At 74.4% G+C, this 14,922-nt stretch carries 12 protein-coding genes and 1 riboswitch; of the genes, 3 read left to right on the top strand and 9 right to left on the bottom strand.

Annotated features, from left to right (window positions below; genetic code table 11):
* Positions 1–13: 13 nt before the first annotated feature.
* A complete protein-coding gene (locus RLT57_RS12390) occupies positions 14–247 on the bottom strand; it encodes a hypothetical protein (RefSeq protein ID WP_311297453.1) in 234 nt (77 codons plus the stop codon).
* A gap of 384 nt (positions 248–631) precedes the next feature.
* Here RLT57_RS12390 and RLT57_RS12385 point away from each other — a divergent pair, with 384 nt between their 5' ends.
* Positions 632–1,756: an ATP-grasp domain-containing protein gene (locus tag RLT57_RS12385; protein WP_311297452.1), complete on the top strand. Its 1,125-nt coding sequence runs from the start codon at positions 632–634 to the stop codon at positions 1,754–1,756.
* 56 nt (positions 1,757–1,812) lie between these two features.
* Here the strand turns inward: RLT57_RS12385 and RLT57_RS12380 are convergent, their stop codons facing one another.
* On the bottom strand, positions 1,813–2,175 hold the full coding sequence (locus RLT57_RS12380; RefSeq protein WP_311297451.1) for a hypothetical protein: 363 nt from the start codon (positions 2,173–2,175) through the stop codon (positions 1,813–1,815).
* 165 nt (positions 2,176–2,340) lie between these two features.
* Complete coding sequence (locus RLT57_RS12375; protein ID WP_311297450.1) at positions 2,341–5,505, bottom strand: glycoside hydrolase family 2 TIM barrel-domain containing protein; 3,165 nt, start codon at positions 5,503–5,505, stop codon at positions 2,341–2,343.
* A 598-nt stretch (positions 5,506–6,103) separates the two neighbouring features.
* Here RLT57_RS12375 and RLT57_RS12370 point away from each other — a divergent pair.
* The gene (locus RLT57_RS12370) at positions 6,104–6,736 is read left to right on the top strand and encodes a DUF4240 domain-containing protein (protein WP_311297449.1); all 633 of its coding nucleotides are present in this window, start codon (positions 6,104–6,106) and stop codon (positions 6,734–6,736) included.
* Here the strand turns inward: RLT57_RS12370 and RLT57_RS12365 are convergent.
* Positions 6,709–7,374 (bottom strand): N-acetylmuramoyl-L-alanine amidase, encoded by a 666-nt coding sequence (locus RLT57_RS12365; protein ID WP_311297448.1) that lies wholly within the window; start codon positions 7,372–7,374, stop codon positions 6,709–6,711. The genes RLT57_RS12370 and RLT57_RS12365 overlap by 28 nt on opposite strands.
* A gap of 254 nt (positions 7,375–7,628) precedes the next feature.
* Positions 7,629–7,765, top strand: a riboswitch (cyclic di-AMP (ydaO/yuaA leader).
* Positions 7,766–7,777: 12 nt separating this feature from the next.
* Between RLT57_RS12365 and RLT57_RS12360 the strand changes: the two genes are divergently transcribed.
* A complete protein-coding gene (locus tag RLT57_RS12360; protein ID WP_311297447.1) occupies positions 7,778–8,863 on the top strand; it encodes a M23 family metallopeptidase in 1,086 nt (361 codons plus the stop codon).
* A 347-nt stretch (positions 8,864–9,210) separates the two neighbouring features.
* On the opposite strand, the gene RLT57_RS12355 is transcribed toward RLT57_RS12360, so the two are convergent.
* From RLT57_RS12355 to lhgO, 5 genes are all read right to left on the bottom strand, one after another.
* Positions 9,211–9,516 carry a hypothetical protein gene (locus tag RLT57_RS12355; RefSeq protein WP_311297446.1) on the bottom strand — a complete coding sequence of 102 codons (306 nt, stop codon included), beginning with the start codon at positions 9,514–9,516 and terminating at the stop codon, positions 9,211–9,213.
* Between the two features lie 317 nt (positions 9,517–9,833).
* Positions 9,834–10,088 (bottom strand): hypothetical protein, encoded by a 255-nt coding sequence (locus tag RLT57_RS12350; protein ID WP_311297445.1) that lies wholly within the window; start codon positions 10,086–10,088, stop codon positions 9,834–9,836.
* A gap of 638 nt (positions 10,089–10,726) precedes the next feature.
* A complete protein-coding gene (locus RLT57_RS12345; RefSeq protein WP_311297444.1) occupies positions 10,727–12,046 on the bottom strand; it encodes a PrsW family intramembrane metalloprotease in 1,320 nt (439 codons plus the stop codon).
* A gap of 455 nt (positions 12,047–12,501) precedes the next feature.
* Positions 12,502–13,236 carry a tRNA (guanosine(46)-N7)-methyltransferase TrmB gene (gene trmB, locus RLT57_RS12340; RefSeq protein ID WP_399128534.1) on the bottom strand — a complete coding sequence of 245 codons (735 nt, stop codon included), beginning with the start codon at positions 13,234–13,236 and terminating at the stop codon, positions 12,502–12,504.
* A 409-nt stretch (positions 13,237–13,645) separates the two neighbouring features.
* On the bottom strand, positions 13,646–14,854 hold the full coding sequence (lhgO, locus tag RLT57_RS12335) for an L-2-hydroxyglutarate oxidase (protein ID WP_311297443.1): 1,209 nt from the start codon (positions 14,852–14,854) through the stop codon (positions 13,646–13,648).
* Between the last annotated feature and the right edge of the window lie 68 nt (positions 14,855–14,922).

The following is a 14,922-nucleotide window of genomic DNA, read 5'->3' as shown; positions in this document are numbered from 1 at the left end:
CCGCCGCGCCGGGTCAGCGCTGGTCGCCGCGCCGCTTGCCGGTGACCGTGAGCCAGGCGCCGGGGGCGTACGTGGTCGCGGTGCGAACCTGCTCCTCCTGGAACTCCAGGACGGCGAGGGCGCCGCCGGGCAGGATCTCGTAGTCGTAGTGGGTGCCGGAGGCGTCGGCGTAGTCGTCCTGCCGGGGGTCCTCGGTGAGGGAACCGGGGACGGCGAGGACGTCGGCCAGCCGTACGTTGACGCTCATCCTTCGACGGTAGGCCGTCGACGCCCCTCCGGCACGTCGGGACCGGCCCCCGCACCGCCGCCGCGCGTACCGCGCCCGGCACTCGCACTGCCGCCGCTCCCCGCAGGGCGCCCTCCTCGCGGCACCTCCTCCGCCCGGCCCCGTTCCCCGGACGAAGCCCGTGGCCGGTCCACGGCGGTAGGAAATCTGCACGACACAGATTCCCGCTAGGATTCGCTCACACATGATCGGGAATGGTCGCGCGGTCTTGGTCTCCAAGGCCTCCGGCGGTCTTCGCCTGCACGGCTCGTCACCGCCTCAGTGAGCTCACTCTGATGACGAAGGAGCTTCGCGATAGCACTACGGATATGGCTCAGCAGCGCGGGGGTCGCCACCACCCAGGTCATGCGGATGCTGCGCGACAACCCGGACAACGTCGACGTGCGGATCTACGGCACCAATGTGCTGCGGGACGCCCCCGCGCTCACCGCGTGCGACGTGGCGGAGGTCGAACCCCGCCATGTCAGCGACGCGGACTACGCCGAATTCGCGCTCGAATTCTGCCGTCGGCACCGTATCGACGTGCTGATACCGCCCAGACGCCTGGTCGCGCTCGCCGGGCTGGTGGACGACTTCGCCGCCGTCGGCACCCGGCTGATGTGCTCGCCGCCGGCCGCGGTCGAGGTCCTGACCAGCAAGAGCCGTACGTACGAGGTCGCGGCCGAGGCGGGCGTGCCGGTGCCGCCGTGGCGGGTCGTCTCCGACGCCGAGGGGTTCCGGGACGCGGTACGGGAGCTGTCGGCGACCGGCGAGCGGATCTGCATCAAGCCCGCCGGCGAGTACTCCGCCTTCGGCTTCCGGATCCTGGACGACGGGCCGCTGCGGATCAAGGACCTGCTGGCCCCACCGCTGCCGCTGGCGTCGGTGGCCGCGGTGGCGGACGCGCTGCGGCGGGCGGCGGACGAGGACGAGGCGATACCGGAGTTCCTGGTGATGCCGTACCTGGACGGCCCGGAGGTGAGCGTCGACTGCCTGTCCGCCCCCGGTGGCGCGACGCTCAGCGCGATCGCGCGCTCCAAGCAGGGCCGCTATCGGCACCTGCTCGACGACCCCGCCCTGACCGCGATAGCCCGGCGCCTGGTCGGCCACTTCCAGCTCGCCTACCTGTCCAACGTCCAGCTGCGCCACCGCGGCGGCGAGCCGGTACTGCTGGAGGCCAACCCCAGGGCGTCGGCGGGGATCTTCCAGACCGCGCTGTCCGGGGTGAACCTGCCGTGGGCGGCCGTACGGCTGCTGGTGTCCGGTGACGCGGGACCGCTGCCCGCGCCGCGGCTGGGCGGTCGGCTCGCGGTCACCGAGATCGCCACCGAGGTGGACGGCGGCACCCCGCTCGCCCTCATCGAGCGGCCCGCCCCGGCGCCGGACCCGGTCCGGGTACTGGCCGAGATCGACACCGCCCCCGGCGCCGCGCCGCGCGCCCGCCGGGAGGCCGAGCTGCTGCTCGGCGAGGAGACGGCGAAGGCCGGCTGACCCGCGGTACGGGACAAGGGGGCCGACCGGGCGCGCTGCCGGGCGGCCCCCTCCGCTCAGGCCGCGGTCGGCTTCTTGGCGGTGACGGCCGCCGCCGGCACCTTCGCGGTCACCTGCGTACGGGTCCACATCGCCACCAGCGCCGACGCCAGACTCAGCACGGTCGACTGCTGCTCGGGGCTCCAGTGCAGCCCGAACCCGACGGCGAGCGCCAACCCCGCCTGGACCAGGCCGAGTACGGCGGCGCTGATCCCGTCGTGCACGCTGAGCGCCACCAGCAGCCCGACGACGGCCGCCGCCGCCGCGTTGATCACGGCCTGCTGGTCGTTGGTGAGGTCGAGGCCGAAGGCGGTGGACAGCTTGACGATCACCGCGACAAGTGCCAGCCACAGCGCGGGTTCGCGACCGAATATCTTCATGAAGGTTCCACTTCCGCTGTTTTCCCGGGAGCCGCGGCGTGGTCGGCGCGGCTTGTCGTCCACCAGGCTGCCCCGCGGGGAAGCGGGTAGGCCGGACAGGGTGGGAAACGGGCGCGCCCCGGCCCGCACGTCGCCGTGCGGGCCGGGGCGCCGGGGGAACCGCGGTCAGGAAGCGGTGAGTTCGGAGATGCGCTGGGCGCCGGCCGCGGTGTCGGGGGCGGCGCTGGTGAGGTCGAGGCGGACACCGGAGGTGTGGACGCCGGTGAACGCGATGGTGGTGGGGGAGCCGGAGGCGGTCGCCCAGGTGATGACCGGCTTGCGGACGGGGACGTAGCGGTCGCCGTCCCGGTAGGAGACCGCGATGGTGGCCGGCAGCGAGTGGGTGGCGTCGATGGTGAAGGTGACCGAGACCGTGCTGATGTTCTGGGCGGCGGCCCAGGTGACGGAGACCCAGTCGGCCGGGCGGGCGCCGCTGAAGGCGGGCAGCAGCGCGGTGGCGCTCTTCTTGAAGGCGTTGGACCAGCCGGTGGTGTCGTTGCCGTCGACCATGGCCGCGGGCAGCGTGTTGCTCGCGCCGGAGTAACTGGCGTCGGCCAGCGGGTAGACGGGGGCGCCGGGGCCGGGGTCCGGGACGAAGCGGGCCGGGGGCGTGGTGGCGACGGCGCCGGTGGCGCGGGTGGTGCGCACCGAGGCGGAGCCGGAGTGCAGGCCGGGCGCGGCGGCGGTCACGGTGAGGTGGCCGCTGTCGGTGCCGGACCGGACGATGGCCAGCGCCTTGCCGTGGAAGGCGGTGCGGGTGCTGGCCTGGTAGCGTTCGGCGCTCTCCTGGCGGCCGTTGTCGAGTCCGGCGAGCGAGCCGCCGGTGGCCGTGAAGGTGATGAGGTGGCCGGCGCCGGGCACCACGACACCGCGGGAGTCGATCACCTCGGCGGTCACGTAGACCAGCGAGGTGCCGTCGGCGGGCAGCGAGCTGCGGTCAGGGGTGAGCCGCACCGCGTGCGGGGCGCCGGCCGTGCGCAGCACGTCGGTGGCCACGGTCTTCCCGTGCCGGCGGGCGACGGCCTTCAACTCGCCGTGGGCGAAGGGGACTTCCCAGGTGAGGTGGAGCTTGCCGGCGCTGCCGTTGGGGCTGGTGTAACTGCCGGGGTACGGGCCGCCGGTGACCGTCTTGTCGTCGAGCGTGGCCTCGGTGGTCTCCAGGTACGTCCGCCCGTCGAGGGTCTTCTTGGTGTCGAAGCGCCGTACGCCCAGCGACCGGCCGTTGAGGTACAGCTCGACGGTGTCGACGTTGGAGTACGCCCACACCTCGACGGTCTCGCCCGGCTTGTGGTCGGTCCAGTCCATCGGCAGCAGGTGGACCATGGGGTCGCTGGTCCACTGGCTGCGGAAGAGGTAGTACAGGTCCTTGGGGAAGCCGGCGGTGTCGACCGCGCCGAAGAAGGACGCCTTGACCGGGAAGACGCTGTACGGGGTGGGCTCGCCGATGTAGTCGGTGCCGGACCAGAGGAACTCCCCGGCGAAGAACTTCCGGTCGCGGTCCTTCTTCAGCCCGTACTCGCCGCTCATCGTCCAGGACGCGAGGTTGTTGTCGTAGCCGGAGGTGGCGCGCTTGCCCGGGGTGTAGTTCTCACCGGTGTTGAGGTGCTGGGGCTCCTGGTACGTGCCGCGGGTCGAGGTCTCGGAGGACGACTCGGACTCGAAGAGGAACAGGTGCGGGTAGCGGGCGTGCAGGCCGTCCACGGAGGCGGCGGTGTTGTAGTTGAGCCCGAGGCCGTCGAGCTTGGCCAGCATCAGGTCGGCGGCGGAGCCGACGCTGGGCAGGCCGCGGTACTTGTCGGAGCCGATGACGACGGGCCGGGAGGTGTCCAGGGCGCGGATGCCGTCGATCAGGCCCTGGGCCATGGCGAGTCCGGCGGTGCTGGTGGAGTCGGGGATCTCGTTGCCGATGGACCACATCATCACGGCGGGCGAGTTGCGGGCCGCCTGCACCATCTCGGCGATGTCGGCGGCGCTGTTGGCGTCGAAGAAGCGTCCGTAGTCGTACGTGTTCTTGCCGCTGTGCCAGCAGTCGAACGCCTCGACCATCATGACGATGCCGAGTTCCTCGCAGACCTGGATCATCTGCGGCGAGGGCGGGTTGTGCGAGGTGCGGAAGGCGTTGACGCCCATGGACTTCATGGTGGTCATCTGCCGCCTGAGCGCGTCGATGCTGATCGCGGAGCCGAGCGCGCCCTGGTCGTGGTGCAGGTCGACGCCCTGGATCTTGGCGGACTCGCCGTTGACCGACAGGCCGAGGTCGGGGTCGATGGTGATGTACCGGAAGCCGAAGCCGGTGGTGTAGGTGTCCACCGTCCTGCCGCGGACCTGGACCTCCGTCCGCAGGCTGTAGCGGTTGTCCGGGGTGTCGAAGGACCACAGGCCGGGCCGGTCGACCCGCAGGTCCACGGAGACGTCCTGGGCGGCGCCGCCGGCGGCCAGGTCGAGGCGCGAGGTGGTGTGCGCGGCGGACCTGCCGTCGGCGTCCAGAACCGTGTTGACGACGGTGACGGCGGCGGTGGCCGCGGACTCGTTGACCAGGCTGACCTGCGCGTGCACGGTGCCGTAGCCGTGGTTCCCGCCTCTGCCCGAGCCGAGGGTGTCGGCGAGTCCGGGCGTGGTGACGTACGTGCCCCAGCGGGCCACGTGCACCGGGTCGGTGATGACGAGGCGCGCGTGGCGGTAGATGCCGCTGCCGGAGTACCAGCGGCTGCTGGGGAGCTGGTTGCGGACCTGGACGGCGATGACGTTGGCGGTGCGGCCGTCGGTGTGCAGCAGGTCGGACAGGTCGAAGGCGAACCCGGTGTATCCGTAGGGGTGGTTGCCGACGAGCGTGCCGTTGCAGTAGACGTACGAGTCCATGTAGACGCCGTCGAACTCGACCGAGATCCGGCTGCCCTTGACGGCGGCGGGCAGGGCGAACGAGCGCCGGTACCAGCCCAGCCCGCCGGGCAGGTAGCCGGTCCCGCCGGAGGTGCTGTCGGCGGTGCCGGGGGTCTGCTCGATGCTCCAGTCGTGCGGGACGCGGACCGCGCGCCAGCGGGAGTCGTCGAAGGCGGGGTCGGCGGCGTCGGCGTAGGCACCGGTCGGGTCGGTGATGTCGGCCGGGTTGACGAGGACGAAGCGCCATCCGTCGGCGAGGTCGACGGTTCTGGGGATGGGGGTTCTTGTTGATGTGGCCGACGTTCCCGACGGGGAGTGGGCGCTCGCGCTTCCGGTCAGCCCCGGGAGTGCGGGTACGGCGGCGGCTCCGGCCGCTCCTGCGATCAGGAACGACCTGCGGTTGACCGGCATGGTGGGACCCCTCCTCGTTGAGGTGTGCGCAGACGGATACCGATACGGACGGACGGGGCGCAGATGGGGACTGGTCAGGACGGGCACCCACGGATAGGGCGTCAGAACAGACCAGCAATGAACAGAATCAACCAATGGCACACGGATTCTTGCAGTGCGGCACTGCCCGCGGTCAAGAGCCGCGTTGCACCTTTCCGGCCCGGCGACCACCGTTTTCGGCCGTGGCCGACCGCGTCTTCCGCTGCTTTCCGCCGCCCGCCGCCCGCCGCCCGCCGCCCGCCGCCCGCCGCCCGCCGCCCGCCGACCCGGCGGCAGGCGGCGTCCGGCGCCGCAGTGCACAGAAACAGACATCCGCGACAGCCGCCCGTATCGGTGCCGGGGCCCGGCCGGACCGTCGCCGACGTGAAGCCGGCGACCCGCAACTCCGCTGTCCGGCCGATGAGTTGCCGACCGCGGACCCGTGTCCGGGCGGGGCCGAATCCGCCCGGAACCGGCCCCGGAGCGTGTACCGGACAGCCCTCCCCGCTGACCGCCGACCGAACGTCCAGCAGGTGGAACTGCGGGGGCTCTGTCTCAGTCCCCTGGCATAGTCGCCGGTATGGAGACCGATCCCTTCTGGACTCTCATAGCGGACTGCCGGCGCCGGGGGCTCAGCGGCGACCAGCGCGACGCATGGCTCCGCGACGCGCTCCTCCGCCTCCCGCCGCCGGACGTGATCGCGTTCCAGGCGTGCCTGGAGCAGGTCACCGGCGAGGCGTGCACCTGGAACCTGTGGGCCGCCGCCGACCGCGTCTTCGGCGGGTGGTGCTCCGACGACACCTTCTGCCACTTCCAGTTCTGGATGGTGGGCCTCGGCCGCCCGGTCTTCGAGGCCGCCCTCACCGACGCCGACGTGCTCGCCTACGCGCCCGAGGTGCTGCGCCTGTCCGGCTGCCCCCGCGCGGCCTGGACGGACGACGCCTGGCCCCAGTGGGAGTCCCTCGGCTACCTCGCGCCCTCGGCCTACGAGGAGCTCGTCGGCGGCTTCGACGACTGCGGCGACGCCTTCTACGCCGACGTCCGCGCCCTGCGCGGCACCCCCGCCCGCAACCCGCCGGGTCTCACCCCGGCCGGGAGCCGCTGGTCGGTGCTCGACGAGGCCGAGTCTGCGCGCCGGCTGCCGCGGCTGACCGCGATGTTCCCGCTCGGCTCCGGCTCGGTCGGTCAGCCGCCGTTGACCAGGCGGACGTAGCCGGTCCAGTCCCAGGCCGGGCCGGGGTCGGTGTGGTCGGCGCCGGGGACCTCGTGGTGGCCGATGATGTGGTCGCGGTCCTTGGGGATGCCGTACCTGTCGCAGAGGGCGGCGGTCAGGCGCGCGGAGGAGCGGTACAGCGCGGTGGTGAAGTACGAGGGGTCGTCGACCCAGCCCTCGTGCTCGATGCCGACGCTGCGGGTGTTGTAGTCCCAGTTGCCCGCGTGCCAGGCGATGTCGTGCTCGCGCACGCACTGGTCGATCGCGCCGTCGGCGGAGCGGACGACGTAGTGCGCGGTGGCGGCGTGCGCGGGGTCCTGGAAGAGGCGGACGGTGTCGGCGAAGGTCTCCTGGGTCACGTGGATCACCACCAGTTCGACCGGGTAGGCCGAAGGGCGGTCCGAGGCGGTGTAGTTGGCGGTGCTGGCCGGGGCCCAGGCGGCGCCGGGCCAGTCGACCGCCGGATCCGCGTCCGCGCTGCCTTCGCCGCCCCAGAGCGCGCCAGTGAGGACCGCGCCGCCGGCGGCGCCGAGGGCGAGGCCGCCGCGCAGGAGCGAGCGGCGGGCCGGGTGCGCCGGCCCGGTGGGGGCGGGCCGCTCCCCGGCGGGCTCCCCGGGGGCCTCCGGTCGTACGGTCATCGCTGCCGCCTCCCTCGCCGTACCGTTCGTCGATATCTGCTCACTCAGTGTAGCCGACCAGTGGTGTGCGCATAACAACTGACACACGCTCACGTCACTGCTGGGTGACACCGTGCGTCGTGTTCATCCCTGATGGGTAGCTGGTGTCCGATTGATGATCGCCGCCAACTCTCCGATTCCGCTTGGAAAACCTGCCTGGCTCTATTAACGTTTGATAACGCAGCGCGGTCGTCACCACCGCCGTAAGAGGCGGCACCGTGCGCTTGCCGAATCCCGTCCGCGGGAACCGGGGACCCAACATCTGGGGTGAATCGGGCAGCGACCAGGCCCGTAGGAGACCTTCCTGCTCCGAACCCGTCAGCTAACCCGGTAGGCGAGAGGGAAGGAAAGGAGTGCGCCCGCCGTGGCGTCGAACCAGCCTGCCTACGCACCTGCCCGGCCCGAGGCCGAACCGGCCCGGGAGTGGGACGAGTTCCCCGCTGAGTTCTCCGGCGGCCTTCCCGCCCGCCTGACCGACTCCGCGGGCCTTCCCGACCGCTTCCCCGCCGGCGAGCCGGCCGCCCGGGACCCGCGCGGCGCGCCGCAGCCGCTCCCCCTTCCGCTCCCCGCCGCCGTGCCCGTGCCCCGGCAGCGGAACCTGTCCCGCGGGTCCGCGGTCCTCGGCATGGCGGCGATGGCCGCGGTCGGCGCGGGCGGGGTGGCCACGGCGGTCGCGGCGCCCGACGGCGCCGTGACGGCGCCGATCTCCGTACCGGACGCGCTGCCCGCCGCGGCCGCGGCCCCCGACGCCGCGGCGGTCGCCGCGCAGCCCGCCGCCGAGCCGCAAACCCCCGCGCAGCACGCGGCCCGGGTGCCCGACCCCGGCGAGGCACTGCTCAACCGCGTCGTCGGCGAGGCCACCCAGGCCCGCGAGGCCGTCGCCCGCGCCGAGCGCGAGGCCGCCGAGCGGGCCGCAGCCGAACAGGCCGCCCGCGCCGCGGCCGCGCGGAAGGTCCGCGAGCAGGCCGCCGCGGCGAAGGCCGCGGCCGAGGCCAAGGCGAAGGCCGACGCGGAAGCCGCCGCCCAGGCCGAGGCCGACCGGCTCACCCGCCTGGCCGCCTCCTACCTCAAGCCGGTCAGCTGCTACACCCTCACCGCCGGCTACGGCGAGACCGACCCCTGGGGCAACATCCACGTCGGCCAGGACTTCGACGCCCCGACCGGCACCCCGGTGCACGCCGTCCACGGCGGCACGGTCAGCTCGGCCGGCTGGGCGGGTTCCTACGGCTACCGGGTCGTGGTCACCCTCGATGACGCCACCGAGGTGTGGTACTGCCACCTCTCGACGATGGTCGTCACCGCCGGCCCGGTCACCACCGGCGACACGATCGGCCGCGTGGGCGCGACCGGGAACGTCCCGAACCCCCATCTCCACCTGGAGGTACGGCCCGGCGGCGGCGACGCGGTGGACCCGCTGCCGTGGCTGGGACAGCACGGGGTCGAGGTCTGACGGTCCGCGGGGCCGCTGGCCGCGGGGCCGGGCCGGTGCCTGCGCTGGCCGCGGGGCATGGGCCGCGGGGCGCGGGGCGCGGGGCGCGGGGCATTGCGCCAGAGCAGTGGGCGCTGAGCCGCCGCCGGCACTGCTTTGCCCAGTGACCCGGTGGACCGGGCGGCGCGAGCCGGGCGGCGTGGCGCCGGCGGCGGCGGTCGCGTCAGCCGTACGGGCGGTGGTACGGAGCCGGGCGCGTCAGCCGTACGGAGCCGGGCGCCCCGGTGTTGGGGGACGCGCAACCGGCGTACGTACCGGCACTCGTTGCCGCCCACCCCCGTAACGTCCGCCCGCGGAGCGCCCCCGCACTACTCCCCGCCGCGGCCCGCGACCGCCCAGGACGCGGCGGCCACGCCGCCCGCCACGGCGAACACCGCCGGCCACGAGCCGACCTTCTTCGCCAGCGGATGGGCGCCCGCGAAAGCGGCGAGGTAGGCGCCGGTGAGGCCGGCTGCGGCGCCGAGCCCGGCCTGCCGCTTCCACTCCCGCGCCGCCACCGCGCCCGCCGCCGCCAGCGCCACGCCGCCCAGCTCGCGCCGCTTCGTCCACCGGGCCACCCCGTACCCGCCGATCAGACCGCCCGCGGCCACGACACTCGCCGACACCCCAGCCATACCCTTGCCCTCCTCACGTCCGCGGCCTGCCGTCGGGACCTCCGCGGCGTCGCGGGGCCCGGCACGCGCACCTGCCGCGCTCTCGTCGGTCGACGCCACACTACGTCGCCCGCTTCCTGCGTCTCGCAGCCGGTCGGCGCCGCACCACGCCGCCTCGCTCCTGCGTCTCGCAGCCGCCCGCGCGGGACCCCGACTCCGGCCGCCCGCGGGAGAACCGGGCGACAGGCCCTGGTCCTGCGGGTCGACGGACCTGCGGGCGGGCGCGTGTATCGGGGGGCGGGCCGGCGGCGGACCCGCGCGGTCGAAGAGGACGAACATCAGCCGCCCGCCCGGCACCCCGAAGGGCCCCGCCGCACCCGCTCCCACGGCCGCGGCACCGCCCTCCCCACCCGCGGGTCCAGCGCGTACGCCGGCGGCAGCCCGGTCGCGTACAGCACCAGGGCCTCCCACTCGCGGTCCGACAGACGCAGGATCCGGGCGATCGGCGCCAGTACCTCGGTCCCCAGAGGGGCGAGTTCGCCGCGCTCCACGTAGCCGTACTTGTGCTCGGGGCGGCCCAGCAGCCGCGTCATGTGCTTGTGCGTCAGCCCGGCGACCTTCCCGGCCCCGCGGATCGGTCCGCGGCCCGAGCCCCAGGTCCACCGGATCCATCCGGGCCCGCGCCCGCGCCCGCAATGCCCGCATGGCCTGCCGGTCCGCCACCGGCCACCGGGCCCGCGGCTCCGTCCCGTACGCCACGGCGCCCGGCACGCCCGCGCCCCGCCGTCCCTACCACCCCCGCCGCTCCCACGCTTCCCCGCCCGCCGCGCTTCCCCCGGCGGCCGGTTCGCCGACAGACCTCGCGGCCCACGGCCCCGGCGAACCGCCGCCGCACGCCCGACGGACGCCCCTCCGGCACGCCGCCCCGCCCCGCCGGCGCACCGCTCCGCCGTCGCCGGCCCCCGGGCAACCAGACGGTGACACGGCGACGACTCCGCGATCCCCCCCCGACGCCTTCCCCCGCCCCGAGGACCAGCGCGAGCCCGTCAAGCCCAGAGTGTTACAGCGCCCCAACCTCTTCTCCAGATCGAACCCATCAGGGGAATCAATCCCCCACCGGGGAACTACTCTCGCGGTTGCCGCAGGTCGCCCGAGCCGTGCCGTCGGCCGGTTGCCCGATCGTCCGCTTGCTTGGGGCCGGGCACGTCGATCCTGTGGGCCGGGTCGCGGATCACAGGCGCCTGCCCGCCGTCGGCGGCGGCGCGTAGGTCGTCGGCGGTCGGTAGTAGGGCGGCGGCGGGCCCCAGCGGGGGGTGCGGGGCGGGGGGAAGAACGGGGGTGGCGGGGGGAGGGCGGCGGCGAGGAGGGCGGGCCGGCCCCAGGGTTTGAGGGACCAGAGGTGGTGGAGGAGCTCGGACTCGCGGGTGGCGAAGTCGGGGGTGGGGGCGCCACGGGTGGCGGCGGCGCGGAGGAAGGCGAGGCGGGTGGCGAAGGCGGTGTAGTCGCGGACCGCGCGGGCCGCCGCGTCGCCGTGGAAGCGGCGGGTCTCGCGGCGGGCGGTGGCGCGGACGCTCATGGAGCCCAGGGCGGCGGGTTCGGAAAGGGCCAGCCAGCCGGCGGCGGCGTAGACGGGCAGGTGGGTGCGGATGGTGCGCAGTTCGTTGGAGCGGGCCCAGAAGGCGAGCCAGACGACGAGGCCGAAGGCGGGCAGCATCACCGTCACGTAGACCGTCAGGAAGGTGCCCGGGGAGGTGAGGGAGGACCCGTTCCAGGTGCCGTGCAGCACCATCGCGAGCAGCCAGCCCGCCAGCGGCGGCGCCCAGCGCCAGCGCCAGCGGCGGCCGGGCCGCACGGTCGCCGCGACGGCGAAGCCGATGCCGGTCATGGAGGTGAAGAGCGGGTGCGCGAAGGGCGTCATCAGGACGCGTACGAAGAAGGTCGCCGCGGTCGTCGAACCGAGCACGGTCGATCCGAGGTCGCGGTCCTCGTTGACCGCCGTACCCAGGTAGAGGATGTTCTCGGTGAACGCGAAGCCCGCCGCCGCCAGCCCGCTGAGCACGATGCCGTCCACGATCGACGCGAACGCCCGGCGCCGGAAGAGGAACAGCAGCAGCACCGCCGTGCCCTTCGCCGTCTCCTCCACCAGCGGCGCCACGAACGTCGCGCTCCAGTGGTCGGATTGGGACGGCGTACCGGAGAACGCCGAGGAGACCAGCTTCTCCCCGTACTCGTTGGCGAAGATCGCCACCAGGGTCGCGGCGCACGCGCCCCAGGCGATGGCGAAGACCACGTTCTGCCAGGGGGCCGGCGCCACGTGGTCCAGCCACAGGAACGCCCACAGCAGCAGCGGCACCGGCAGGATCGCCAGCAGTAGGCCGATCAGGAACGGTCCGGTACCTATGTGCTGCCGCACCAGCGCGAGGATGATCACACCGCATACGGCGAGGGCGGTGAACAGCGCGCCGGTCCGTACGGCCTTGCTCTCCCAGATGGAGCGGCGCGGTAGGGAGAGCCAGGCGGACGCGGGGGTGTCGGTGACGGTGGGGGCCACGGGGGCGGGCGCGGGCACGGGCGCGGGGGCGAGGGCCGTGCCGGGGGCCGGCCACACGTCGGAGGTCGGCGGGGCGCCGGGCGTCGGCCATGAGCCGACGGCAGGCTGGGGGCCGGGGGTCGGCCGCGTGCCTGGACCTGGGCCCGGACTCGGGCCTGGACCCGGGCCCGGACTCGGGCCTGGGCCTGGACCTGGGCCCGGACCTGGCAACGTGCTGGGAGTCGGCCGTGTGCCCGGTGGCTGCCCGGTTCCAGGCGCGGGCGCGGGCCCGGAACCGGACGTCTGCGCGGCGCCCCCGGGCGCCGATCCCGCTCCCGGCTCAGCCAAGGCCGCGGCCTCCGGTTCGCCCGTGACGGAGACGGCGGTCGAATCGGACGAATCCGATGAAGGCGAGTACATGGACACCTGTAGACAGTACGGGCAGCAACCACCCGTACGCGAGGGTGTGTACGGGGTCAGGCCCGGGTGAAGAGCAGGTCCCGCACCACGTGCCCCTTCGCCAGTCCCTGCCGCTCGAACTTCGTCAGCGGGCGGAAGTCCGGCCGCGGCGCGAAGCCGTCGTAGCGGTTGACCAGCCCCGGCGCCGCGCTCAGCACCTCCAGCATCTGGTCGGCGTACGGCTCCCAGTCCGTCGCGCAGTGCACCACCGCGCCGGGCCGCAGCAGCGGCGTGACCAGGGCGAGGAAGGCGGGCTGGATCAGCCGTCGCTTGTGGTGCTTGCCCTTGGGCCAGGGGTCGGGGAAGAAGGCGCGCAGGCCGGACAGGGACGCGGGCGGCAGCATGTCGCGCAGCAGTATGACCGCGTCGCCGTTGGCCACCCGTACGTTGGTCAGTCCGGCCCGGTCGGCGAGCGCGAGCAGATGGCCCTGGCCGGGCGTGTGCACGTCCACCGCGAGGATGCCGGTGCCGGGGTCGGCGGCGGCCATCGCGGCGGTGGCGTCGCCCATGCCGAAACCGATCTCCACGACCACGGGCAGACCGGCGGGGCCGAAGAGTGCGGCCGGGTCGAGCGGGGCGCCGTCCAGCTCCACGCCCCACCGCTCCCACAGCCGCTCGATCGCCGCGGCCTGCGCCTGCGTGATCCGGCCGCGCCGCGCGTGGAAGGAACGGATGCGGTGCTCACCACGCGAACCGGCCGGGTCGGCTGCGGGGCCCGCGGGGAACTTCACCGAGGTGGGGGTACTGGACACGATGCGCTCAAGTGTACGGGTCCGCCGCTGCGGGTCGTCGGATGCGGTACGGGCGTGGGCGGGGGCGTGGGCGTGGGCGGGAGCGGGTGCCGGTGTGGGTGCGGGTCGGCGGGTACGGGAGGGGGTTGCTGCGGGTCGGCGGGCGCGGAGTGGTGCCCATCCGGACGGGTGGGGGCGCCGGCGCGGGATCGCCGGGTGCGCACCGGTGCGCATGCGGGCGGGTACGGGTGGCGGGCCCGGCGGCCGGCGGCCGGCGGGCGGCGGACACGGGAGGGCCCCGGGCTGCCGCCGGCCTCCGGCCGTCAGCGGCTGCCGGTACCGGTCGCCGGCCCCCGGCTGCCGTCCGCCGCGGTACGGCCCTGCGCGGTGGCCGAACCGCCCACCGCGGGGGCCCGCCGGCAAGGCGACCTCATCCGGCGGCCTCCAGCGCCCGCCGTGCCACCTCGCGGCCGATCGGGAGCGCCGCCGTCGCCGCCGGGGAAGGCGCGTTCAGGACGTGGACGAAGGGGCCGGAGCCGCCGAACAGGAAGTCGTCCACCAGTGTCCCGTCGGGCAGCACGGCCTGGGCGCGTACCCCGGCCGGCGCCGGTGTCAGGTCCGCCGGGCGCAGCGCGGGCAGCAGCCGGCGGGCGTCGGCGGTGAAGGCGCGTTTGGACAGCGAGCGGCGGACCTCGCCGACCTCGTGCCGCCAGTGCCGGCGGGCGATCCGCCAGGTGCCGGGGAAGGCGGCCGTGTCCGCGAGGTCGCCCAGCCGTACGGTGCGGCGCCGGTAGCCCTCGCGGGCCAGCGCGGGAACGGCGTTCGGGCCCAGGTGCACCCCGCCGTGCACGTCCCGGGTCAGATGCACGCCGAGGAACGGGAAGTCGGGGTCGGGGACCGGGTACACCAGCCCCCGGACCAGCGCGCGCCGCGCCGGCACCAGCTCGTAGAACTCGCCCCGGAAGGGCACGATCCGCATCCCCGGGTCGGTGCCGGCCAGCCGCGCGACGCGGTCGCTGTGCAGGCCGGCGCAGTTGATCAGCACCCGCGTGCGGTACGTCGCCGCGCCGGTCCGTACCGCGACCTCGTCGTCCGCGGCCCGCTCGATCGCGGTGACCCGCTCCCCGTAGACGATCGTGCCGCCCGCCTCGGTGACCAGGCGGGCGAGGACCGCGGCGACCGCGCCGAAGTCGCAGATGCCGGTGGAGCCGACGTGGATGGCGGCCAGCCCGGCCACCTCCGGCTCGTACTCGGCGATCTGGGCCGGCCCGAGTTCGCGTACCGTCAGGCCGTGTTCGCGCCCGCGCTGGACGAGGGCGTGCAGCCGGGGGAGTTCGGCGGCGCCGGTGGCCACGATCAGTTTGCCGGTGATCTCGTACGGGACGCCGTGCTCGGCGGCGAAACGCGGCGTCTCGGCGGAACCGGCCAGCGCGTAGCGGGCCTTGAGGCTGCCCGGACGGTAGTAGATGCCGCTGTGGATGACCCCGCTGTTGCGGCCGGTCTGGTGGCGGGCGGGCGCGGCCTCCTTCTCGATCACGGTGAGGGTCGCCTCGGGTGCCGCCTTGAGCAGCGCGTACGCCGTCGCCAGGCCGACGATGCCGGCGCCGATCACGGTGAAGTCGGTCAGGGGGCGGCTCATCGTCTGCGGTTCCTCCATGGGTGCGGGTCGGGGGTCTTCTTCTCCCTTCCGGAGTATGGCGGGTGCCG

Origin of the sequence: Streptomyces sp. ITFR-21, from assembly GCF_031844685.1 — a bacterium.
Classification (GTDB): domain Bacteria; phylum Actinomycetota; class Actinomycetes; order Streptomycetales; family Streptomycetaceae; genus Actinacidiphila.
The sequence above is the reverse complement of the archived record's forward strand: the minus strand, read 5'-3'. Positions and strand labels throughout refer to the sequence as shown.

What these genes read in the sequence shown, in the direction of transcription:
- RLT57_RS12390 (WP_311297453.1), bottom strand. Translation starts at nt 247, where the DNA reads ATGAGCGTCAACGTACGGCTGGCCGACGTCCTCGCCGTCCCCGGTTCC.
- RLT57_RS12385 (WP_311297452.1), top strand. Translation starts at nt 632, where the DNA reads ATGCGGATGCTGCGCGACAACCCGGACAACGTCGACGTGCGGATCTAC.
- RLT57_RS12380 (WP_311297451.1), bottom strand. Translation starts at nt 2,175, where the DNA reads ATGAAGATATTCGGTCGCGAACCCGCGCTGTGGCTGGCACTTGTCGCG.
- RLT57_RS12375 (WP_311297450.1), bottom strand. Translation starts at nt 5,505, where the DNA reads ATGCCGGTCAACCGCAGGTCGTTCCTGATCGCAGGAGCGGCCGGAGCC.
- RLT57_RS12370 (WP_311297449.1), top strand. Translation starts at nt 6,104, where the DNA reads ATGGAGACCGATCCCTTCTGGACTCTCATAGCGGACTGCCGGCGCCGG.
- RLT57_RS12365 (WP_311297448.1), bottom strand. Translation starts at nt 7,374, where the DNA reads ATGACCGTACGACCGGAGGCCCCCGGGGAGCCCGCCGGGGAGCGGCCC.
- RLT57_RS12355 (WP_311297446.1), bottom strand. Translation starts at nt 9,516, where the DNA reads ATGGCTGGGGTGTCGGCGAGTGTCGTGGCCGCGGGCGGTCTGATCGGC.
- RLT57_RS12350 (WP_311297445.1), bottom strand. Translation starts at nt 10,088, where the DNA reads ATGACGCGGCTGCTGGGCCGCCCCGAGCACAAGTACGGCTACGTGGAG.
- lhgO (WP_311297443.1), bottom strand. Translation starts at nt 14,854, where the DNA reads ATGAGCCGCCCCCTGACCGACTTCACCGTGATCGGCGCCGGCATCGTC.